Annotated in this window: 19 protein-coding genes; 13 read left to right on the top strand and 6 right to left on the bottom strand. The window is 50.3% G+C overall.

Annotated features, from left to right (window positions below; genetic code table 11):
• Positions 1–87: 87 nt before the first annotated feature.
• Complete coding sequence (aspS, locus tag OU421_RS09570; protein ID WP_268185874.1) at positions 88–1,377, top strand: aspartate--tRNA(Asn) ligase; 1,290 nt, start codon at positions 88–90, stop codon at positions 1,375–1,377.
• Complete coding sequence (locus OU421_RS09565) at positions 1,374–2,270, top strand: methionine synthase (RefSeq protein WP_268185873.1); 897 nt, start codon at positions 1,374–1,376, stop codon at positions 2,268–2,270. The genes aspS and OU421_RS09565 overlap by 4 nt, the downstream gene beginning before the upstream one ends.
• A 9-nt stretch (positions 2,271–2,279) precedes the next feature.
• On the opposite strand, the gene OU421_RS09560 is transcribed toward OU421_RS09565, so the two are convergent.
• The 3 genes from OU421_RS09560 to OU421_RS09550 form a co-directional block, all read right to left on the bottom strand.
• Positions 2,280–2,906, bottom strand: a complete 627-nt coding sequence (locus tag OU421_RS09560) for an RAD55 family ATPase (RefSeq protein ID WP_268185872.1) — start codon at positions 2,904–2,906, stop codon at positions 2,280–2,282.
• An 82-nt stretch (positions 2,907–2,988) separates the two neighbouring features.
• Positions 2,989–4,512: a class I adenylate-forming enzyme family protein gene (locus OU421_RS09555; protein WP_268185871.1), complete on the bottom strand. Its 1,524-nt coding sequence runs from the start codon at positions 4,510–4,512 to the stop codon at positions 2,989–2,991.
• Positions 4,513–4,666: 154 nt separating this feature from the next.
• The gene (locus OU421_RS09550) at positions 4,667–7,219 is read right to left on the bottom strand and encodes a CDC48 family AAA ATPase (protein ID WP_407659729.1); all 2,553 of its coding nucleotides are present in this window, start codon (positions 7,217–7,219) and stop codon (positions 4,667–4,669) included.
• A 47-nt stretch (positions 7,220–7,266) separates the two neighbouring features.
• On the opposite strand from OU421_RS09550, the gene larC reads away from it, so the two are divergent.
• Together larC and radB are read left to right on the top strand one after the other, a co-directional pair.
• Complete coding sequence (gene larC, locus OU421_RS09545) at positions 7,267–8,454, top strand: nickel pincer cofactor biosynthesis protein LarC (protein ID WP_268185869.1); 1,188 nt, start codon at positions 7,267–7,269, stop codon at positions 8,452–8,454.
• A 2-nt stretch (positions 8,455–8,456) separates the two neighbouring features.
• Positions 8,457–9,131: a DNA repair and recombination protein RadB gene (gene radB / locus OU421_RS09540; RefSeq protein ID WP_268185868.1), complete on the top strand. Its 675-nt coding sequence runs from the start codon at positions 8,457–8,459 to the stop codon at positions 9,129–9,131.
• Here the strand turns inward: radB and dapF are convergent.
• The 3 genes from dapF to OU421_RS09525 form a co-directional block, all read right to left on the bottom strand.
• Entirely contained in the window at positions 9,118–9,939 is an 822-nt protein-coding gene (gene dapF / locus OU421_RS09535; RefSeq protein ID WP_268185867.1) for a diaminopimelate epimerase, read from the bottom strand. The two genes, radB and dapF, sit on opposite strands and share 14 nt — an antisense overlap.
• Positions 9,940–10,091: 152 nt before the next feature.
• Entirely contained in the window at positions 10,092–11,291 is a 1,200-nt protein-coding gene (locus OU421_RS09530; protein WP_268185866.1) for a RuBisCO large subunit C-terminal-like domain-containing protein, read from the bottom strand.
• A gap of 5 nt (positions 11,292–11,296) precedes the next feature.
• Complete coding sequence (locus OU421_RS09525; protein WP_326493493.1) at positions 11,297–12,265, bottom strand: ribose 1,5-bisphosphate isomerase; 969 nt, start codon at positions 12,263–12,265, stop codon at positions 11,297–11,299.
• A gap of 53 nt (positions 12,266–12,318) precedes the next feature.
• Here OU421_RS09525 and OU421_RS09520 point away from each other — a divergent pair, with 53 nt between their 5' ends.
• The 9 genes from OU421_RS09520 to OU421_RS09480 all read left to right on the top strand — a co-directional run bounded on the left by OU421_RS09520 (position 12,319) and on the right by OU421_RS09480 (position 20,575).
• Positions 12,319–13,125, top strand: a complete 807-nt coding sequence (locus tag OU421_RS09520; protein ID WP_268185865.1) for an HAD family hydrolase — start codon at positions 12,319–12,321, stop codon at positions 13,123–13,125.
• A 78-nt stretch (positions 13,126–13,203) separates the two neighbouring features.
• Entirely contained in the window at positions 13,204–14,808 is a 1,605-nt protein-coding gene (gene atwA / locus OU421_RS09515) for a methyl coenzyme M reductase system, component A2 (RefSeq protein WP_268185864.1), read from the top strand.
• Between the two features lie 13 nt (positions 14,809–14,821).
• Positions 14,822–16,375 carry a methyl-coenzyme M reductase-associated protein Mmp3 gene (gene mmp3, locus OU421_RS09510; RefSeq protein ID WP_268185863.1) on the top strand — a complete coding sequence of 518 codons (1,554 nt, stop codon included), beginning with the start codon at positions 14,822–14,824 and terminating at the stop codon, positions 16,373–16,375.
• A complete protein-coding gene (locus OU421_RS09505) occupies positions 16,372–16,839 on the top strand; it encodes a methanogenesis marker 6 protein (RefSeq protein WP_268185862.1) in 468 nt (155 codons plus the stop codon). The genes mmp3 and OU421_RS09505 overlap by 4 nt, the downstream gene beginning before the upstream one ends.
• 4 nt (positions 16,840–16,843) lie before the next feature.
• Positions 16,844–17,299, top strand: coding sequence for a methanogenesis marker 5 protein (locus tag OU421_RS09500; RefSeq protein WP_268185861.1), 456 nt, complete (start codon positions 16,844–16,846; stop codon positions 17,297–17,299).
• Positions 17,292–18,533: a methanogenesis marker 15 protein gene (locus OU421_RS09495; RefSeq protein WP_268185860.1), complete on the top strand. Its 1,242-nt coding sequence runs from the start codon at positions 17,292–17,294 to the stop codon at positions 18,531–18,533. The genes OU421_RS09500 and OU421_RS09495 overlap by 8 nt, the downstream gene beginning before the upstream one ends.
• A 5-nt stretch (positions 18,534–18,538) precedes the next feature.
• Positions 18,539–19,123 (top strand): methanogenesis marker 17 protein, encoded by a 585-nt coding sequence (locus OU421_RS09490; protein WP_268185859.1) that lies wholly within the window; start codon positions 18,539–18,541, stop codon positions 19,121–19,123.
• Positions 19,120–20,064 (top strand): methanogenesis marker 7 protein, encoded by a 945-nt coding sequence (locus OU421_RS09485; RefSeq protein ID WP_268185858.1) that lies wholly within the window; start codon positions 19,120–19,122, stop codon positions 20,062–20,064. The genes OU421_RS09490 and OU421_RS09485 overlap by 4 nt, the downstream gene beginning before the upstream one ends.
• 49 nt (positions 20,065–20,113) lie before the next feature.
• The gene (locus tag OU421_RS09480; RefSeq protein ID WP_268185857.1) at positions 20,114–20,575 is read left to right on the top strand and encodes a carboxymuconolactone decarboxylase family protein; all 462 of its coding nucleotides are present in this window, start codon (positions 20,114–20,116) and stop codon (positions 20,573–20,575) included.
• Positions 20,576–20,588 lie beyond the last annotated feature (13 nt).

The raw sequence follows: 20,588 nt of genomic DNA, 5'->3' as shown, positions 1-20,588 counted from the left end.
AATCTTTGTATTGCTGAATGACACAGCGGCACGGGCAGGAGAAAAATAACTTACTCTTTAAGGACAGATAGTATACCAGATTTGTCCATGAGAATACCTATAACAGATGTAACACCGGAAAGTGAACGAGCAGTTGTTATCGGATGGATCAATGAAGTCCGTGACCTCGGAGGTCTGGCATTTTATATCCTTCGTGACAGAACTGGGTTTCTTCAGGTGACGATTGTAAAAAAGAAGGCTCCGGAAGCGGTTATTGCTGCAGCCAAAGAGGCATCACGTGAGTCTGTCGTCCGTGTCACAGGCACTGTGAAAGCAACAGAAAAAGCGCCGGGCGGCCGCGAACTGATTCCTGAGACATTTGAGATCATATCACGCGCAGAGAGTCCGCTGCCGCTTGATGTATCCGAGAAAGTCCCGGCTGAAATTGACACACGCCTTGACAACCGCTACCTGGATGCCCGCCGCCCCCGTGTTGCAGCAATTTTCCAGATTAGAAGCGCTGTTACCCACGCAATCAGCAACCTTTTCTATGAAGAAGGATTCACGAACATCACCACGTCCAAGATTGTTGCAGCGGCAACAGAGGGCGGAACAGAACTCTTCCCACTTGCATATTTTGAAAAAGAGGCATTTTTGAACCAGAGTCCTCAGCTCTACAAGCAGATGATGATGGCTGCAGGGTTTGAAAAAGTCTATGAGATTGCCCCGATATTCCGGGCAGAGGAACATAATACCACCCGCCACCTGAATGAAGCCACATCCATTGACGTGGAGATCTCATTTGCAGACCACAACGATGTGATGGACCTTCTGGAACGGGTAATTGTGCGTGCATATACCTCTGTTGCAGAATCGTGCGGACCGGCACTGGAAGCTCTCGGGGCGGAATTTGAAATCCCAAATACTCCATTCCCACGCATAACCTATGCTGAGGCCATTGATATTGCAGCACTCTCCATTGAAGAGGAGATTGGTTATGGAGATGATCTCTCAACCGCCGCTGAGCGGGCAATCGGAGAAGAGATGGGAGAGCACTACTTCATCACCGACTGGCCGACGGAGATAAAACCCTACTACGCCATGCCCTACGAGGACGAACCGTCAATATGCAAGGCCTTTGACCTGATGCACCCGAGAATGGAACTCTCAAGCGGAGCACAGCGTATCCACGAACATGACCTTCTTACTACCCAGATTGCAGCCAAAGGCCTCTCTCCGGAGAGTTTCTCATTTTATCTCCAGCCATTCAGATATGGTATGCCTCCCCATGCAGGCTGGGGCCTTGGGATGGAGCGCCTCATCATGACAATGCTGGACCTGCCAAATATCAGGGAAGCGGTCCTCTTCCCACGTGACCGCCACCGCGTAACTCCATGATATCTGAAAAAACGCTCCCGACCACGGTTGTCGGGAGTTATCCTGCAGTAGTCGGGTCGGGGGGCCTCCGGGCACTTCTGGACCCGCTTAAACCGGCTCGTGAGATTGCGGTGTCCGACCAGATCTCCGCAGGAATTGATATCATCTCAGACGGGCAGGTCGGCAGGGATATGATTGCACTGATTGCAGACTTCCTGCCAGGGGTGAAGGGCCAGGATGTCACCGGACAGATTCATCCGGCAGGCAAACCAATCACCCTGCCGGGGGTAAAATATGCTTTATCACGTCATCCGTCGGTGAAAGGCATTCTCACGGGCCCGTCTACCCTCGCCCATGGACTGGCACTGAAAACACCGGTATACCGGGACAGAAATGAATTGATTCCTGACTTGGCACAGGCGCTTGCACAGGAAGCACGGTATCTCGCCGATGCAGGAGTCACCATACTTCAGATGGATGAACCCATTCTTTCCACCGGGACCGCGGATTTGAGCGTTGCACACGAAGCGGTGAGTATTATCGTCGATAAAGTGACCATTCCGTCCTGCATGCATGTCTGTGGAAATGTCAGAGGATGCATCGATGAAATTCTCCGGTTTCCGGTTGATATCCTTGACTTTGAATTCGCAAACAACCCTGACAACCTGGAAGTTCTGTCCCGTTCAGATCTTAAAGGAAGGAAAATTGGTTTCGGGTGTGTAGACTCAGCAGACAAGGAAGTCGAGAGTGTGGAAGTCATCGCAGAACGTATTACAAAAGGTATTGACATCTTCGGTGCTGAATCAATGCTTATTGACCCCGACTGTGGCCTGCGTATGCATTCCCGGGAAGGCGCATTCAAAAAACTGGAGAATATGGTCCTTGCTGCAGATCAATGCAGGCAGGAACTGTGATTTATTTATTCAGACAACGCGTGCCGTTGTTGATAAATCAATTCCTTCTTCCGTAATGTTATAAGGAAAAAGTCGGTTTGGAACATTTGCACCTTTAAGCTTTCCAATCTCCATTTTTCGTTCAATTTCATTCCCATGACGTTCTTCGACAAGGTGAATATAAACATCCGCATACCGGATAACAGCAATCTCATCCTCCGGTATATGAACACCGTCATAGAGCAGAAGCAGGATATTCCCTCCCTCCTGTGTTATCGGCCACCCGATGTTTTTAATAATTGAAATTGCCGCATCAACACCCTCTTTGCGAATCAAACTCGAAAGGGAATCAATCACATACCGTTTCCCCTGAGACTTTGCTATGGTATCAGCCATCTCTTCCGGCTTTACCGGTGTCATACCATCAGATGGACTACCGTCTGATATCAGGTACCAACTATCATCGCTACCAGTCGTCTCAACATCTGCTTTCCAGAACTGTTCCGCAATCTTTTCAATTCCTGAAATCGGGGACCCCTGAATGACAACAACACAACCCTCAGGAAATCCACCCCCCAATTGATAATCAAGACCAATGATACCTGTTGATACCTTTTTATGATCAGTGATTTCAACCTCTTCAATATCTACAGGCATTTTCAAAACAATGGAGATTCAAAAATATTAAATTATGCTATAAGAGCACGACCATCTCTCAGTTCCAAAAGGAAATATTCATTCAATCGGGACCATATTTTTCCCGGAGTTCCCGACGCAGCAGTTTCCATCCCCCAACACGAGGGAGTTCCTCTACGATAACCATCTCTCTTGGCACTTTGTAGCCTGCCAGATATTCACGGGCATATTCCTGTAGTTCAGCGAGCGTGAGAGTGGCACCAGGTACGAGTACCACTGCTGCATACGGAATCTCTCCTCGATGAACGTCCGGCACCCCAAAGACTGCAACATCATCAACCAAAGGATGGTTGATGAGTGCCTTCTCAACCTCGGTGGGATAAATCTTCCAGCCCGACATCACAATCATGTCCTTCTTCCGGTCCGTTATAGCAAGCATACCTGATTCAGAAAGATATCCAATATCTCCTGTTAAAAACCATCCATCCGGAAGGAAGACTGCCTGCGTCTCCTCTTCCATCCCCCAATATCCGGAGGCAATCGCAGGCCCTCTCAGTGCAATCTCGCCAACCTCTCCCACATCACATTCAGTATCCGGGTCCTCAGTATTAACGATCTTCACTTCGGTATATCCTACCGGCATGCCCACACTCCTAAATTCATCTGCAGACTCATAATCTTCCGGACGGATAGCAGTCCCGGTACCCACCACAATGGTCTCGGAAAGACCGTAGGCATTAACTACCGGAATCTCAAACCGTGAAAAAAACTCCTTCCATATGCTTGGATGGAGGGGCCCGCCACCGCTTATCATTTCCCGTGCTGAACACATTCGTTCCTCTGTCCCCGGAGGAGTCCGAAGAAGGGAATGAATGACAGGCGGCATCCCTGCAACAACAGTGGCATGATATGTCTCTGTAAGGCGAACATACTCATCCAGGGAGAAACGATCCATAACAACCCAGGTTGCACCGGCACGCAGAGCTGAAATCCCCCAGGACACCCCGACATGGGCCATCGGATAGATGCCAAGATATACGTCATCTTCGCGGTACCGAAGTACTTCACGTTCATTGTCCATCGCTGCCATCCAGTTTGCATGCGTGAGCATTGCCCCCTTCTGTTTTCCGGTGGTACCGGATGTGTACTGAAGCTGACAGAGATCATCCGGTCTGCAATTACAGGCACGTGAGATTAACGGAACAGAGCGGCATTCTTCTTCAAATGAGCGAGTGTCGGTTACAATAACTTCAGCTGTGATCCTGCCATCTCTAACCAGAGACTCAACCTCTATAGACCCGCCAGAATCAGTAATCATACACACGGAGCCAGAATCTTCCATCAGCGATGCCACCTCATCAGCCCTGAGCACATTATTGAGCGGGACAGCCACACCACCCATTCGCCAGATTGCAAAGTACCAGAAGAGATATTCAGGTGATGCAGGGAGGTAAATTCCTACACGGTCACCGGCAACAATTCCATGGGCAATTAGGCAGGATGATTGTCTACATACCCGTTCCAGAAGCTGACGGTAACTGTATTCAGACCCCGATGCAGGGTGAATAAGGGCAGGTTTGTCTCCAAAACGGGCATTGACATCAAGAAAGGTGGTACAGTTTGGCATTCACAAAAACCTCAGATGAACTACAGTGTATTGTTGTATACATTAAAGGATAATTATTCTGGTCTTAAAAACAAACGTGGCACAGATTGTTCCAGCCGTTTTTCTACAATCAGACATGGCATCAAAAATATGCCATGCCCCAAGAAAAGGAAAACTATTGGTATTCAGGTAGGTGTACCTGCATCTGCTGGGGGAGTCCGCCTTTGAAGTATTGCTGAATACGGTCATACTGTTCACGAACACGCTCATTCATCATAGGACGAACCTTCAGAAACGCCTTCTCAAAGTGCGATATTCCCACTGCCGCAGCACCGTCCCGCATTGCAAACATCGCCGCTTCACGACAAAGCAGATCCAGGTCCGAGCCCACGTAATTTATTGCTTTCACAGCGATTTCACGGAGCAGAGCATCACGTTCGGGGTCTTCAACATCCATTCTCTGCTCTTCTATCAGACGGGCAACAGCGCGTCGCCGCCGTCCGGGGGAAAGGACCTCACCACTTACATTGGTGTCTGCGATTTCTGTAGACAATATATCATCTGCAGTCAGTTTCACCTTTCTATTACCCTCTTTCCGGTGCGCATCGGCCGCAGCACTGAAGAGTGCCTCAATTCCCCCTTCATCATAGGCTGCAGTCCCATTTACCAGGATTTCTACTGCTGAGTTTTCAATAGGAATACCCCTGGAATGAATCGAAAGAATCTGGAGGCGGCCGTCTGCATCCGGCTCATGCACTGCCACAAGGCGATCAAACCTTCCGGCACGCATCAGGGCGGGATCAATGATATCCGGTCGGTTGGTCGCCCCCATCACCACCACCCCTGTCATATCCTCCAGCCCGTCAAATTCCGTCAATATCTGGTTGACGACACTCTCGATCACATGACTGTCCAGACCGGACCGGGCAGGAGCAATGGCATCCAGTTCATCAAAAAAGATGATGGATGGGGCGACCTGGCGTGCCTTGCGGAAAATTTCACGCACCGCCCGTTCGCTCTCACCAACCCACTTTGAAAGCAGTTGCGGCCCACGTACGGGTATAAAATTCGCTCCGCTTTCATGTGCCACTGCCTTTGCAATAAGCGTCTTTCCGGTGCCGGGCGGACCGTACAGAAGTACACCGTTCGGTGGATCTATACCTAAATTCAGAAACCGTTCCGGTTTCGTGAGTGGATACTCAACTGCCTCGCGGACTTCCTCAATCTCACGTTCTGCCCCCCCGATGTCATGCCAGGTCACATGTGGCACCTCTATGAGCACCTCTCGCATTGCGCTGGGATTTACCTCTCTGAGTGCATCAGAAAAGTCACGGGATGTCACCTCCATCTTCTTCAGGAGCTCGGGAGGAACTTCATCCTTCTCCAGATCGATTTCAGGCAGATAACGACGGAGTGCACGCATTGCCGCCTCCCGTGCAAGCGACTGCAGATCAGCACCGACGAACCCGTTTGTGCGCGACGCAAGGTCCTGCATCAGTCGTTCCCGCTGACTTTCGATCTCTTCAACGGTAAGTTCATACCGCTTTTCTGCCTCCTCCCGGTATTCTTCAGGAATTTCATCAAGCGTTTCCTCAAGATAGATCCTGTGCACCTCCCCTTCCAGTGGCATGCCATAGGTGTGAATCTTCAGGATCTCAAGACGACCAGTTTCATCGGGAACACCAATCTCAATCTCACGGTCAAACCTTCCGGGCCGCCGAAGCGCCGGGTCGATGCCGTCAACCCGGTTTGTGGCTCCGATAACAAGGACCTGTCCACGCTCCTCAAGTCCATCCATCATAGTGAGAAGCTGTGCCACCATCCTACGTTCAACCTCGCCCGTCACTTCCTCACGGTGTGGAGCGATGGAATCAAGTTCGTCAATAAAAATTACAGATGGTGCATTGGACTCCGCCTCTTCAAAGATCTCCCGGAGCCGCTGCTCTGTCTCACCATAATATTTTGAAAGGACTTCAGGGCCTGCAATTGAGATGAAATGCGCCCCGCTCTCATTTGCAACGGCTCGTGCAATGAGGGTCTTTCCCGTGCCGGGAGGCCCGTACAGAAGCACTCCTTTTGGCGGTTCGATACCCAGTTTCCGGAACAGTTCCGGGTGGCGCATGGGCAGTTCGATGGTTTCCCGCACATTCTTCAGCTCGTTTTTCAGTCCACCGACATCCTCATAGCTGATCTGACGGGACCCGTCAAAACCCGATACCGGTTTATCTGAGAACTCAATGACAGTATCCTTGGTGATGATAACCGCATCTTCCGGCTCAACAGTTACAAGCCTGAAGGGAATGAGCTGCTGCTGCATAAAAGGAAGACCGGCAAGCACCGGGACGGTGTCCCCTTTTGCTACCGGATATCCTAAGAGACGCAACATTGCCTGATTGAAATTAATCGGAGGCTGATTTGAGAGGTCTTCCGGTGGTGCAAGAATGACACGGGACGCCTCAGTTTCACTCTCCACTTTCGTTACCTCAATCTTCTCCCCACTGCTCACTCCAGCATTGGAACGGGTGAAATTATCAATTTTTACCTTTCCCTGATCCCAGTCATCAGCAAGCATTCGCCAGACTTTTGCAACAGTCCTGCGCGACCCGTTGAGCCATACCAGGTCGCCTGGTACAAGTCTCAGGGAATTCATCGTTGCAGGGTCCAGTCTGCATCGCCCAAGGCCCCGGTCCTCAGGATATGCACTCTCAACATTCAGTATCATGGGCAATGGTCACCTACCTTCATATACCCTCTCGGGGTATAAGTACTGTATCTATGAAAGTGCTCTGTTTTGACCCATTTTCCGGTGCAGCAGGCGATATGGTGACGGGGGCGCTGCTTGAATGCGGCGCAGACAGGGATGCAGTCACCCACGCAATGGCATCTGTCGTCTCCCCTCCTACATGTACATCTGTCGACAGATGCGGCATCCGGGCACTGAAGATTGAGACACATGCAGGACCCGCATCACGGTCATTCCACGAAGTATGTGATATTGTTTCAGGCGCCGATGTGTCTGACACAGTGAAGGACATGGCCGTGAGGGTATTCACCCGTATCAGGGATGCGGAAGAAGAGATACACGGAGCACATGCACACTTTCACGAAGTGGGTGCTGATGATGCAATAGCAGATGTCATTGGTGCATGCACCGCATTCCTTTCTCTTGCACCGGACGCTGTCAGGATTACACCTGTCGCTGTCGGTACAGGAACCATACAAAGTGCACATGGCATTTACCCGCTCCCGGCCCCCGCCACTCTTTCAATCCTCAAAACAGGAAACGTCCCCATTCGGTACACGCATGAAGAACGAGAACTCTGCACACCAACAGGAGCTGCACTTCTTGCAGAATTCATGACAACGTGCACAGAGGAAATACCAAGAGATGCAGGGCGGGTCACAGTCATCGGATACGGGGCAGGTACACGAAACCCACCACACATGCCAAACGTGTTCCGGGCATCGATATGTGAATCAGAAACAGGGGAAGAAACAGACACCATTGATATTCTGGAAACAAACGTTGACGACACAACGGGAGAGGTCATCGCCTACACCATCGGGCGCCTGATGGATGCCGGTGCACGGGATGCATCTGCAATACCAATGATCATGAAAAAAGGTCGCCCTGGCATCCTGATCAGGGTCATCTGCACACATTCACAAGCAGGGAATCTCACCCGAATACTTTCAGAGGAACTGGGCACTCTCGGTGTCAGGTGTATTCCCTCAGTCCATCGGAGTATCGTCACCCGGACAGTGGAACCGGTTGACATTTCACTGGACGGAAAAAGTGTATCAATACCTGTTAAAACCGGCTGGATTGGAACAGAGCCTGTTTCATGCAAGGCAGAATACGAAGTGGCACGAAGGGCGGCAACAGCAGCACATGTACCGTTGCGGAACGTAACACGCCAGGCAGAAGAGAAACGCTGGAGAGAACTCCGGGGTGAAATCTGAGCATGGTAAAACTGAAAAAGAAGAGCACAGGCATCCCCTGTCTGGACGACCTGATTGGCGGCGGACTTGAGACAAGCATTATCGTCCAGTTTTATGGAGAACCCGCTGCAGGAAAGAGCACAGCAGCGATGGCCGCTGCCATTGCCACCCTGCGCAATGGAGAAGATGTAATATACATCGATACCGAAGGATTCTCTGTTGATCGATTCTGCCAGCTTGCGGGGGATGAGGCGGAGTCACTTGCAGAACGCCTCATCTTGTATGAACCGGCTGACTTTACCGGACAGGACCATGCAGTCGCAGAATGTGCACGCCTGCTTGCAGACAGAGGAACAATTGGCCTCATCATTCTTGATTCCGCAACCGCACTGTACCGGACCGAAGACGGAGGCGGCGGAGACGCACAAAAACGTCTGGGACGAGAACTTATTATGCTCCTCGGATATGCACGCAGGTACGACATCCCTGTGATCGTCACAAATCAGGTATTCACCGACATCAACACTGACAGACTCCGTGGCCTTGGAGGCACCAATATGCATCACATGTCCAAAGTCATTGTCCGTTTTGAACGCAACGAGACAAAACGCTGTGCAATACTGGAAAAACACCGATCACGCCCCGAAGGAGCAAAAATAACATTCTCAATTGTAGAGAAAGGGTTCAGAGAGGAATAATCCCCTGGAATACGGTAACTGCCGGCCCTTCCATCGTTATTGTATCATTCATTCTGATTACGAGCGGCCCCCCCTGTGTCTGTACACGAACAGTGGCAGGCATCTTTCCGAGGTGGTGGGCAACAGCTGCAGATGCGGTTGAACCGGTGCCGCAGGAATACGTCTCATCTTCGACCCCACGTTCAAACGTGCGTATTGTAATCGAGTCCTCCCCATCACACTGGACAAAATTCACATTTGCTCCCTCAGGAAATACCGGATTTGATCGAATGCCGGGTGCCACCCTACGGATATCAACTGCGTTGACATCATCAACAAATACTACTGCGTGGGGAACACCAGTGTTTGCTGCATAGACAGTGAACCCATTGTATTCCATACTAAATTCTCCTTCACCTTCGGCAGGAATCCCCTCTGAAGTAAAATCTGCAGGGCCCATATCAATCGTAGCAGTAAAATCACCCTCGTCATTGTAGGCCATACTGACTGCCATAACCCCTGCCATGGTTTCAACGGTGCACTCTTCCCCGGTATAATCGTAATCGTAGATATATTTGGCAAGACAGCGAATGCCATTCCCGCACATCTCCGCCTCGCTCTCATCCGGTTGGAAAAGCCGCATTCGCACGTCACATGATTCAGATGGTAACACGAAAAGAACTCCGTCCGCACCAATACCAAAGCGCCTGTCGCAATAGAAACGGGCGAACTCCCCTTTCATTTCTTCGGGGATGACCGTCCCGCCCATCTCGTCAATAAGCACAAAATCGTTTCCATTACCCTGTAATTTGACAAACGGAATTTCCATAATATCTCTCCAGAGACTCTCATCCCATCGCAATGCTGCAAAACCCGTTGACGGATTGGAAAAGCTGCAACATGCGCAGGAAGAGAAGTACATGCCATCCTGTTTGTCGGCAGGAATAAAATTCCCATCGGTCAGCAGCGAAGGAAAAATAATTATGAAGTGCCCCAGAGTTCAAGGGCACGGTAGAGTTCAACATGATCTTTTGCGTATTCAGATGCCGAAATTCCTTCGAGGAAGGCATCCACCGCCTGGCGCATTGCACGGGCACCTGCGGCGGTGCCGTCCGGGTGTCCATGAATTCCCCCCCCTGCCTGAAGAACAATTTCCGTTCCAAGGGTTGCAAGCTCTGCATGCACCTTTCCGGGATGCAGCCCGCCACTTGCAACCGGGAAAACAGGCCGGAAGCCATACCAGGGATCGGTCAGTGCCCGATTGTCCAGAAGCAGTTCTTCAGCATTATGTCCCATCTTTCCGCTCACAGTACCCGTATGCAGCTGGTCTCCGCCTGCCATCCGCACGAGGCGTGCAATCGGGCGCATGGCAATACCATGTTCAGGGTTCCGTGTCATTGCCGCATGCATCGTCCGGTGTACATGAATGGGGACAGATATACCCGGCTCCTCGGCAAGGGCCTGCAGTGCTGCGTACCCACAGGTTAAAACATCGACCATGAGGGTGTTTGCCCCCCTTTCAAGCGCCTCTTCTGCACGTTCAACAATCCGGTCTGCACGGTCCGACACATTGACGGCATACAGGACCTGCCGTCCTGTTTCATCCTTCGCCTCATCAAGACGGGCCATCACCGCCTCCACGCGTTCATTCATCGGGCAGAATGACTGATTGGTGAGTGTCTCATCGTCCTTAATGAAATCAACACCACCGGATGCAGCCTCATACGCAACATGTGCGGTGTCAGCCGGAGTCAGACCCACCTTGGGTTTAATGATGGTCCCCACATGCGGCCGGTTACGGGTCCCCAAGAGGTGCCTGACACCCTCAGTGCCAAAATTTGGCCCATTAAAGCGGGCAAGAGATTCAGGAAACTCAACATCCGTCAGTCGTACTGCCTCAAGTCTTCCCAACCCAAAAAGATTGCCTGCGACAACCGAGAGATACTGGGGTATATTGCCGGGTTCAAAAATCTCAGCTGGATACCGGATAAGAGTAAGATACCCGCGACCGGATTTCTCCACACTCTCCACAATGCCATCCAGTCTTCTCACGTAATCCTGACGGGTAGTAAGGGCAGTCCAGGTACCGGTTGTCTCTTCTTCTGCAATTGCCTGTGCAGCCTCTTCAGGGGTGGTCCTTTCATCAGGACGGAAATAGTAATGCGCAATGACGTCTTCCATATCTCTCATTCTCCATACTGGTGAGTAAAGGCATATTCCTTTTGGAATTCACTGATATCCCACCCAAGGTGGTCACGAATTACAACCGGAGCATATGACGGGGCAAATGCACCAATCTCTGTAATGATAAGATCTACATAAGCAGGCGGTGTCACATCAAATGCAGGATTTTTCACCGTAACACCGGGAGGAAGCTGCCGCCCGCTTCCTGTCACCTCTTCAGCCGGACGCTCTTCAATTGGTATCCGTTCACCCAGAATAGTACGGGGTGCAAATTTGTAGGTCTCAGCAGCAACGATAAACGGTTTTCTTGCTTCATGGGCACAGAGTGCAATCTGTGAAGTCCCGATTTTATTCACCACCGCACCATTTGCCGTGACGGCATCCGTCCCCGTAATAACCAGATCAACCTTCGGCATAAATGACCGCGCGGCAGAATCAACAATAAAGTTGACGGGAACACCTGCATCCGAGAGCATCTGAATTGTGATATATCCCTGATTGCGCGGGCGCACCTCTGTTGCATATACCTCACGGACCCGGCCTTGTTCATGAGCACGAACAATACAGGCTATTGCCACCTGAGAGTTACAGTGCGTCATAATGACAGCATCATCAGGGAACTGCCGGGCGGCAATGTCGGCAATCTTTTGTACAGCTTCCTGAGAGTCATGGATAAATGTTGTAGCACGGTCATTCAGCGCCTGCTGTGCCTCTTCAAGGGTTCCTGCACCACGCACGCCCTGCATCACATACCGAACTGCATTGGGAAGAGAAACAGCAGTCGGACGTGTTTTGCAAAGAATCTCTGCTGCATTTTGCATTTCATCAACAAATGCTGCAAGCGTTTTGCATTCAAGGGATGCCCCATATTCCTGAAGGGCTAGGGCAGCGGTGCGGGCAATGCGCCCTGCTCCGCGTACCCGCATGGAGGAGATGTCATCTGCAGTCTTTGTGAGAACCATCGTATTCATTTACTTCAATTACACCAACCAGTATTAATGCGACTGTTTGCAGGTGAACATAATTGACAACAGCGGTTGTCTTTGACAGTGCAGGCACCCTTCTGCGTACATACCGTGTACTGAAGGATGTTACAGACGGCACCGTCCATGAGAATGTAGAGACTATCACCCTTACTGCCTCCTGTAAAGAACGTGCCCTTGTTCTCCTCTATGTCCATTCACGTGATATTATCGATGAAGAACCTACGCGCCTTCTTTCCGAATATCTGAGAGAGAAAAACATAAATTTTGGGATTTCGTGTACCTGCAAGGCAGTCACAGCCGATTATATCCGTAACCTCCTCTACAACGATACCCACGCTACCATCGGTGACCTGCAGGGATGCATCAGGACTGTCTGGGAGACATGCAAGAAAGAGACCGTGGTTGCCCTCAACTCCGGAGTAATGCTCAATGGCAATCTCGGCGGTATTGAATACGTGATTACTGCAGGAGGACGACCCTTTTCCCGTGCGCGTGAGACAATACAGGATCTTCAGACGCGTGGTATCGGCACATACATCGCGTCCGGAGACAGAACAAAAAAACTCATGCGGATGGCCGATTATCTCGGTGTGCCGCAGGACAACACGCATGGAGTTGCAACCCCTGCCATCAAAGAACAGGTTGTTGAAGATCTGAAGCGTGAATATGACACGGTTGTGATGGTAGGAGACGGAATTAATGATCTGCGGGCCATGAAAAAAGCGGATTTTGCAATTCTTTCACTGCAGCAAAACGCAGATAAACCGGAACCACTGATGAAAGCGGCTGATTTCACCATCACTTCCGTGCATCAGGTTGTGGATATCATTGACCGTCTTCAATAATTAATTACACGTATGCGCAATATTATGATAGAATAATAACTTTTAAACCACCAAAAAATGATACTGTGAACGGAAATTATGGTGCCTCTACTAACAGTTGAAGACCTCTCCATGGAATTTGATGGAAATACCGTCCTCAACAATATCAATTTTCAATTAGCAGAGGGTGAGATCCTCGGTATCATCGGACGAAGCGGGGCTGGGAAGACGGTGCTGATGCATCTCATCCGTGGTGTGGATACGCCGCCAACAACGGGCAAAATTATCTACCATATCTCGACCTGCAGCAAATGCGGATATGTTGACCTCAGAAGTAAAGAGGGCAGTGCATGTGCGAAATGCGGCGGAGAGATGGTCGCCGAAGATATCGATTTGTGGGCAGATGAGAATGAACAGAAGAAACGCAGTGTCATGGTCCGGACTGCCATCATGTTCCAGCGGACGTTTGCTCTGTATGGTGATGACCGCGTTATCGAAAATGTTCTCCATGCACTATCCGATATCAAATATCCGAGTGAAAAGGCAGTCAACCGCGCTGCAGATCTTCTTGATGAAGTTCGCCTCTCTCACCGGATGATGCATATCGCACGTGATCTTTCCGGCGGAGAGAAACAGCGTGTTGTGCTTGCCCGACAACTTGCCAAGGATCCATTCCTCCTCTGTGCTGATGAACCGACAGGAACCCTTGACCCCCGTATTGCATCCATTGTCCATGAGATGCTGCACAATTCTGCAGTTAATAACAACATGGCAATGGTTGTATCATCACATTTCCCCGAAGTTATTGTTGACACCTGCAACCGTGCAATGCTTCTGGAAGAAGGTGAAATTAAGGCCATAGGTGAACCCTCCCGTATCATTGACACCTTTATGGAAAATGCCCATGAAGACAGTGGATACAAAGCAACAGAGCTGGGAGAGCGGATTCTCACTTCACGTGATATTGCCAAACGATACCTCTCAGTTGACAGGGGTATGATCAAGGCAGTCGACGGAGTTTCGTTTTCTGTCGCAGAACGTGAAATTTTCGGAATTATCGGAACATCGGGTGCAGGGAAAACTACCCTTTCCAAGATGATTGCAGGGATTATCGAACCGACTGCCGGTGATATGAATATCCGTATCGGTGATGAATGCGTGGACATGACAAAGCCTGGTATAGAACAGCGGGGCCGGGCCAAAAAATACATTGGCCTTCTCCACCAGGAGTATGATCTCTATCCTCACCGGAGTATTCTTGACAACCTTACCGACTCCATCGGTCTTGAATTCCCTAAGGAACTTGCCATGCGCAAGGCAATCATCACTCTGAAGATGGCCGGATTCACCGAAGAGAAGGCAAAAGGCATTCTCAACCGTCGTCCGGATCAACTCTCAGAAGGTGAAAAACATCGGGTTGCCCTTGCTCAGGTGCTTATCAAAGAGCCCAGAATTGTCATTCTCGATGAACCAACCGGAACCATGGACCCCATCACCAAGATTGACGTAAAGCACTCTATTGTGACAGCACGTGAAGAAATAGATGAAACATTTATTGTAGTCTCCCACGACATGGAATTTGTACGCGATATCTGCGACAGGTGTATTCTCATGAGAGGCGGAAAAATCGTGAAGATTGGACCGACTGCAGAGGTGCTCCAGGAACTTTCAGATAAAGAGCGACAAATTATGGCAAACGTCTAAGTGGAGTAATACAATGACAGAGATCCGCCTCGATGACGAGAGGCTGGAAGTACCGGATGGAGCGGTACTTGGGGATATTATCCCTACCCATCCCCCGGAATGCAGTGTTGCGATTATACGACCTGTGGAAACAGAGTCCGCAACCACGCGCAATATCCGCGTAACAACCACCGCGGGAGAGGTAATCATCGAAATATTCGGTGAAGCACCTCCTGTTTTTCAGAAATTTATCACTGGTGGTTCTCAAACCGGTACTCATCCAGAGAAACTTATTTTGAAATGGGCCGACCGACAGGCGGCAGCATTTGGACCTTTTCCGACAGATATCATCCCAAAACGATCCCCACACCGCTATGCACGCGGTGACGTTATCCTTGGGTGTGGGGGATATGACGCAGAAAGATCGTACCTCATATTTTCCAAATCACCCCATATTGCAGACCATGGCGCTGCAAAAGAAGGAGGTATTGTTGGAAAAGTCATTTCAGGGATGTCAGTCCTCGAAGAGTGGAAGCCCAAGGATGCAATCATCTCGATGGAACGGATTATCCGAAGTGCGGATGCATCAAATGCCTTCACAACCACCAAACAGGATCTCATCCTGGAAGACGGCATGAGTATCATCACCCATGCACGGGCCCGTGCGGCGGGGTATCGGGAGGAAGAGATTGATACTACCCATGCACAGAGTGTTGAGCACCTCCTTCTCACCTACAGGACGGGTAGATACACAGTCTCACTGACCTCAGGCACCCATATCCGCGATGATCGCATGCGTGAGAGTGAAGTATTCTACGAAGGTGTTCCGCACTCCCGGTTTGAAGGCACGGTAACTGTCCGCGTGAAAGGAAGAAACCGGGGCTCGGTATTCATATACACAGATGATATTGCCGGAAGTCCGAACCATACGGTCGTTGCCAGTGTTGAGCATGGCATTGAACTGGCACGCATCGCAGGTGACGGCGAGACATTCCTCTTTGATGTGGAACCACCACAGTTTGATCTCTGCGGGATGGCACTATCTCTCGCACAGGAAACTGCAGATAAACGGGGAGTTACCCTTGAAACAGATGAATCCACAGGGGAACGGGTGGTGATCTCACAGTCCCCGAAGACCACGCTGGAAGTGCTTGCCAAAAAAACAGTATATGTCACCACCATTCCGGCATCTCAGGTCATCTCTGTTGAACTTTTTGATGCCGAGGCCCCCCGAAGCTGCTACATATTCCGATCCGTGACCGGTCTCAGATGGCATGAGATTGGTGAAATGCCGCTTCTTATGAAATTTGATGACGTCCTGCTGTTCCAGCCACAGATAAAAAAAGGCACAAACATTAATAAGGAAAATACGCCGGAAAACAGTGTCCCTGCCAATATGCTTGCCATTACCAATGACTCTCGGAAAATTACCGGCCTTGTTGGATGCAGAACCACAGAAAACAGTGAGTTTGGCCCAACATCGGAACCATTTGAAGGCACAAATATAATTGGGCGCGTCTGTGAACCGGAGAAACTTGCTGCCCTGAAAGAAGGCAGCACCGTCTATATTCGGGAGGTGTCCCGATGAGCAGAGACCAGTATGTCCCCACATACGTTGGTACCGTAACAAAGTATGTATTCATAGATTCACCGGACGTAACACCCCAGACCCTTGCGATACGTGCGTATGAAATCTCTGACGGTCTGATGATCAAAGAAACCTGTTTCGGACTGCAGGTAACAGGCGCTCCGGAGAACGTGAAAAAACTCATCACTGAACTGAGAAAGGTTGACCCGGCCCATATATTCGTAAAAGACCGTGGATTCCCACCCGGCGATACACGCCGGTGCCGTGCAAATCTTGGCGGTGCACGACCGGGATACTATGGTCATGAATTTGAGAGCGGACTCTTCCGGTATGTCTCTCACGGCCTTGAAGAACTCGAAAAGAACACCACACCAGAATTCCCACGGTTCGGGAAGAAGAAACTGGATGAAGGAAAGTTACCCCTGGAAAAATTAGTTGAGATTATCAGAAACGAGGAGGCATAACAGAATGGCAAAAGTGTTTATTTACCCTGCAACAAGCCTTGTGCTCTCAGATATGGTAGAGAGATGGGGCCATGAAGCACTGGGGGCAGCGACCAGTATACGGGAACGGATCCAAACTCCCAGTCTTGACTCGCCACCTCTCCAGATGACACCGGAAGACCCGAAAAAAGGACTCAAATATGCCGCAGTAGAGGTCCCCTGCGGAGTCCGCGGAAGGATGTCTATCTACGGCCCTCTTATTGAAGAAGCCGATGCCGCAATCATCATCAATGATGCAGACCTCTCCTTTGGGTGCATGGGGTGTGCCCGCACGAATGAACTGGTGATGTACATGGTGCGCCAGCAGGAAGGACTGCCCGTCCTGGATATCAAATACCCGTATAGCGAAGAGGAAGGCACCGCATTTGTCACACAGATAAAGGAATTCCTTACGGGACTTGGTGGTGAGAACAATGAGTGAACAACCAGTCCGCGTAGCGCAACTCTCCTGTGGACCAGAACACAGTGGTGTGCAAAAGGAGATCTATGATGCAGCAGAGGCGGTCAATGCCGAGATGTTCTTTCCGGATGTGACCCTTGCCGATATCCGCCGGTCGTATGATGCATTCGGTCTTGAAGCACGGTCAGGAGATTTGAAACTTGCCATTGCCCGTGCCATGGCACTCGTTGAGGGAAATGTAGAGGCTGATGCAGTCTTTATTGCCACCTGTTTCCGCTGTGCGGAAGCAGCAATTGTCCGCAATGAACTGCGGCGCTACATCCATGAACACTCAGACCTCCCGGTCGTGAGTTATTCCTTTACCGAACGCACCACATCAGGGACACTCCTCACCCGGATGGAAGCGCTCACCACCATCGCCCGCAGACGGGCACTTCTTGCCCGTGAAAAGCAGAAAGGGACGACGATGGGTATTGACTCAGGGTCTGCGACAACAAAAGCGGTCATCATGCGGAACAATGAGATAATTGGTACCGGCTGGATGCCCACCACCGAAGTGATAAACAGCGCAAATGGTGTTATTGAGGCGGCTCTGAAGGAGGCAGGTCTTGAAATGGGAGACATTGAGGCCATTGGCACCACCGGATATGGCAGGCACCTGATCGGAGACAAGATCGGAGCCGACCTTATTCAGGAAGAACTGACCGTTAATTCCAAGGGTGCGGTATATCTGGCTGACCGGCAGCATGGCGAAGCGACAGTGATTGATATCGGGGGTATGGACAACAAGGCAATTTCTGTCCAGGACGGTATCCCCGGCACGTTCACCATGGGTGGCATCTGTGCCGGCGCGTCCGGACGGTTCCTTGAGATGACCGCCAAACGAATAGGCGTGGACATCACCGAACTTGGCCCGATTGCTATGAAAGGCATATCAAAGACCGTCCCCATGAACAGTTACTGTATCGTATTCGGGACACAAAGTCTCGTCAATGCACTGGCAGAAGGGAACTCCAAAGAAGATGTAGCCGCAGCTGCATGCCGCAGTGTCGCAGAACAAGTCTTTGAGCAGCAGCTCCAGGAAGTTGACATTAAAGAGCCGGTGATCATGGTCGGCGGCACCTCACTTATCGAGGGCCTGGTCCATGAGATGGGTGATCTGCTCCAGACAGATATTCTGGTGCCACACCATTCGCAGTATATCGGTTCGGTCGGGTCGGCCCTCCTTGCATCAGGATTTATTGAGGAGAAGTGACTGCCATGAAAGGGCTTGAGTACTTTGTTGTGGAATGCACGGAATCAGTGGGTGCTGAAACATACCGCCAGATTGCAGATGACATTCTCTCGGATCTCAACCTGAACCAGTCCATTGGCAGACTTCACATCTACATAGACCTGGAAACACCGCTCTTTCTTGCAGTAGGAATTATCAAAAAGATGCCTGGACTTGTGCATATCCATGACGTTGCAAGTGCCCTGAAAACTGATGAAGGAATTGTGCTGGACATCGGCTCCGAGACCTATCTCTCACCGATGCTGTCCATCCTCTGGGACACCTATGGACGTGATCTAATCACCCAGCCCGACCGGTTCACAGTAAAGATCCGCGTGCCGAATCTGGACCCCCGTGCGATTGAGGAGATAGTTATTGTTGACCCGAGCGAGGGGATGTTCCATGACATCATCTATGCACTCCAGTGGATTGCTCCCGAAGGATTCAAGGTCCGACGCCAGACTGTCGGAGAAGGGCTCTTCAGCTATGTGGCAAGCGAGAACACGCTGGATGAAGAGGTCATTGAAACACTTCTAAAGGAGAAATTTGCTCTGGTGGGGGTGACAGCATGACCGTCCTTGTTCCTATCACCTACAAAGGAGGAGTATACCGCCACGACATTGTCATTGACCTTATTGATGACCTTGGAGGATATATCGTTCAGAAACACATGCTTGCCCAGGAAGTGGTGCTACAGTCCCTCGTGCCAAAAGACGATATTGAACTGATACGGAAAATCAGTCGTCCTCTGGCAGGCGAGGTGTTTGAGGCTCCCCTTGTAGGGACCGAAATTGCTGTCATCAGCCCCAGTCTTGAGATCCATCACCTGCCCCATACCTCATGTGATGTAGCAGAATATCTCAGAAGCGCCGGGGCGAAGACCAATATGATTGGCCTTGCCCGTGGTTTTGGTAAACGGATTGCAAACCTGAATATCGAAGAACGTGACATCATCAATGAGCATGACTGTGCAGTGATGATGCTCGGCAACTTTGAATCCTGCATAGAGTATAAAATGCCTGCTCTGCGCAGGGGAATAAATGTGCCCATCATTCTCACCGGACGGCCTTCCACAGAGGCACTGCAGCGCATTATTGATCCCCCTGTTGACGGATACGTTGGCGGAATCGGAAGAATCGGCCACCGGATGAAACGGCAGGAGGGCGAAATCGACCGTCTCGATGCACTCGTTGATGAGGTATCGTCAGTTCTTTCTCAAAAGCGTGAAGACGTTGCAAAAGATCCTCTTTCTGTGAATCCGGCACGTCTGATGGCAGTCCTTGATGATGCAATGGATATAACCGACCGGTCAACCCATCCTACACCCATCACGGTCCAGATACGTGCACTCCGCGTTAAACTGCCGTATGATGCCTATGCAGATTCAATTGCTGCAATTGAAATTGAAAACGGTGTTAAAATTGGTGACATTACCCACATTCTCCCTTCCCGTATGCGTGATTATATCCTTATCCGTATACGGCCATTTTCAGAGACGAAAATAATGGTCTAAATAAGAAATTATTTCCCTTTTTTCTGACAAACATTTGGAAGATACATTAATGGCGCATATTGTGGATTTTGAGGGCACACTTCAGGAAATTCTGAAACGTGGAACAGAGACAGCATCAAAAGACTGGCTGGAGGGCATAAAAGATGAATACGGAAGTGTCCCTCTCATCTATCAGAAGATGGCTAAAAAACCCGAAGTCCTTCTTTCGCACCTGATGTATAAGGATACAATTTTTGAGACATCATCTATCGATCCAAAGATGATTGAACTGATTAGTATTGCAGTTGGTGCTGCACTGAACTGCAACCATTGTGTTGAATACCACATGAGTTCCGCCCTTAAAAAAGGGGCAACCAAAGATGAAATCCTGGAAGTTGTCCTCATTGCCGGATCACTTGCACAGGCGGCAGTTCTCGCAGATGCCTATCGTATCATTGATAACGGGACAACAAACGGGTGCGGTGCTTCCTGTGAAGTAAATGGTATCAAGCTAAAAAAGAACGGGGACTGAAATCCCCATATAT

It is taken from the genome of Methanogenium organophilum (genome assembly GCF_026684035.1).
Lineage (GTDB): Archaea > Halobacteriota > Methanomicrobia > Methanomicrobiales > Methanomicrobiaceae > Methanogenium > Methanogenium organophilum.
This window is presented reverse-complemented; position numbering and strand designations above follow the sequence as displayed.

Excerpts from the sequence above, each read along its gene's own strand:
- aspS (WP_268185874.1), top strand. The coding sequence starts at position 88 with ATGAGAATACCTATAACAGATGTAACACCGGAAAGTGAACGAGCAGTT.
- OU421_RS09565 (WP_268185873.1), top strand. The coding sequence starts at position 1,374 with ATGATATCTGAAAAAACGCTCCCGACCACGGTTGTCGGGAGTTATCCT.
- OU421_RS09560 (WP_268185872.1), bottom strand. The coding sequence starts at position 2,906 with ATGCCTGTAGATATTGAAGAGGTTGAAATCACTGATCATAAAAAGGTA.
- OU421_RS09555 (WP_268185871.1), bottom strand. The coding sequence starts at position 4,512 with ATGCCAAACTGTACCACCTTTCTTGATGTCAATGCCCGTTTTGGAGAC.
- larC (WP_268185869.1), top strand. The coding sequence starts at position 7,267 with ATGAAAGTGCTCTGTTTTGACCCATTTTCCGGTGCAGCAGGCGATATG.
- radB (WP_268185868.1), top strand. The coding sequence starts at position 8,457 with ATGGTAAAACTGAAAAAGAAGAGCACAGGCATCCCCTGTCTGGACGAC.
- dapF (WP_268185867.1), bottom strand. The coding sequence starts at position 9,939 with ATGGAAATTCCGTTTGTCAAATTACAGGGTAATGGAAACGATTTTGTG.
- OU421_RS09530 (WP_268185866.1), bottom strand. The coding sequence starts at position 11,291 with ATGGAAGACGTCATTGCGCATTACTATTTCCGTCCTGATGAAAGGACC.
- OU421_RS09525 (WP_326493493.1), bottom strand. The coding sequence starts at position 12,265 with ATGAATACGATGGTTCTCACAAAGACTGCAGATGACATCTCCTCCATG.
- atwA (WP_268185864.1), top strand. The coding sequence starts at position 13,204 with ATGGTGCCTCTACTAACAGTTGAAGACCTCTCCATGGAATTTGATGGA.
- mmp3 (WP_268185863.1), top strand. The coding sequence starts at position 14,822 with ATGACAGAGATCCGCCTCGATGACGAGAGGCTGGAAGTACCGGATGGA.
- OU421_RS09505 (WP_268185862.1), top strand. The coding sequence starts at position 16,372 with ATGAGCAGAGACCAGTATGTCCCCACATACGTTGGTACCGTAACAAAG.
- OU421_RS09500 (WP_268185861.1), top strand. The coding sequence starts at position 16,844 with ATGGCAAAAGTGTTTATTTACCCTGCAACAAGCCTTGTGCTCTCAGAT.
- OU421_RS09495 (WP_268185860.1), top strand. The coding sequence starts at position 17,292 with ATGAGTGAACAACCAGTCCGCGTAGCGCAACTCTCCTGTGGACCAGAA.
- OU421_RS09490 (WP_268185859.1), top strand. The coding sequence starts at position 18,539 with ATGAAAGGGCTTGAGTACTTTGTTGTGGAATGCACGGAATCAGTGGGT.
- OU421_RS09485 (WP_268185858.1), top strand. The coding sequence starts at position 19,120 with ATGACCGTCCTTGTTCCTATCACCTACAAAGGAGGAGTATACCGCCAC.
- OU421_RS09480 (WP_268185857.1), top strand. The coding sequence starts at position 20,114 with ATGGCGCATATTGTGGATTTTGAGGGCACACTTCAGGAAATTCTGAAA.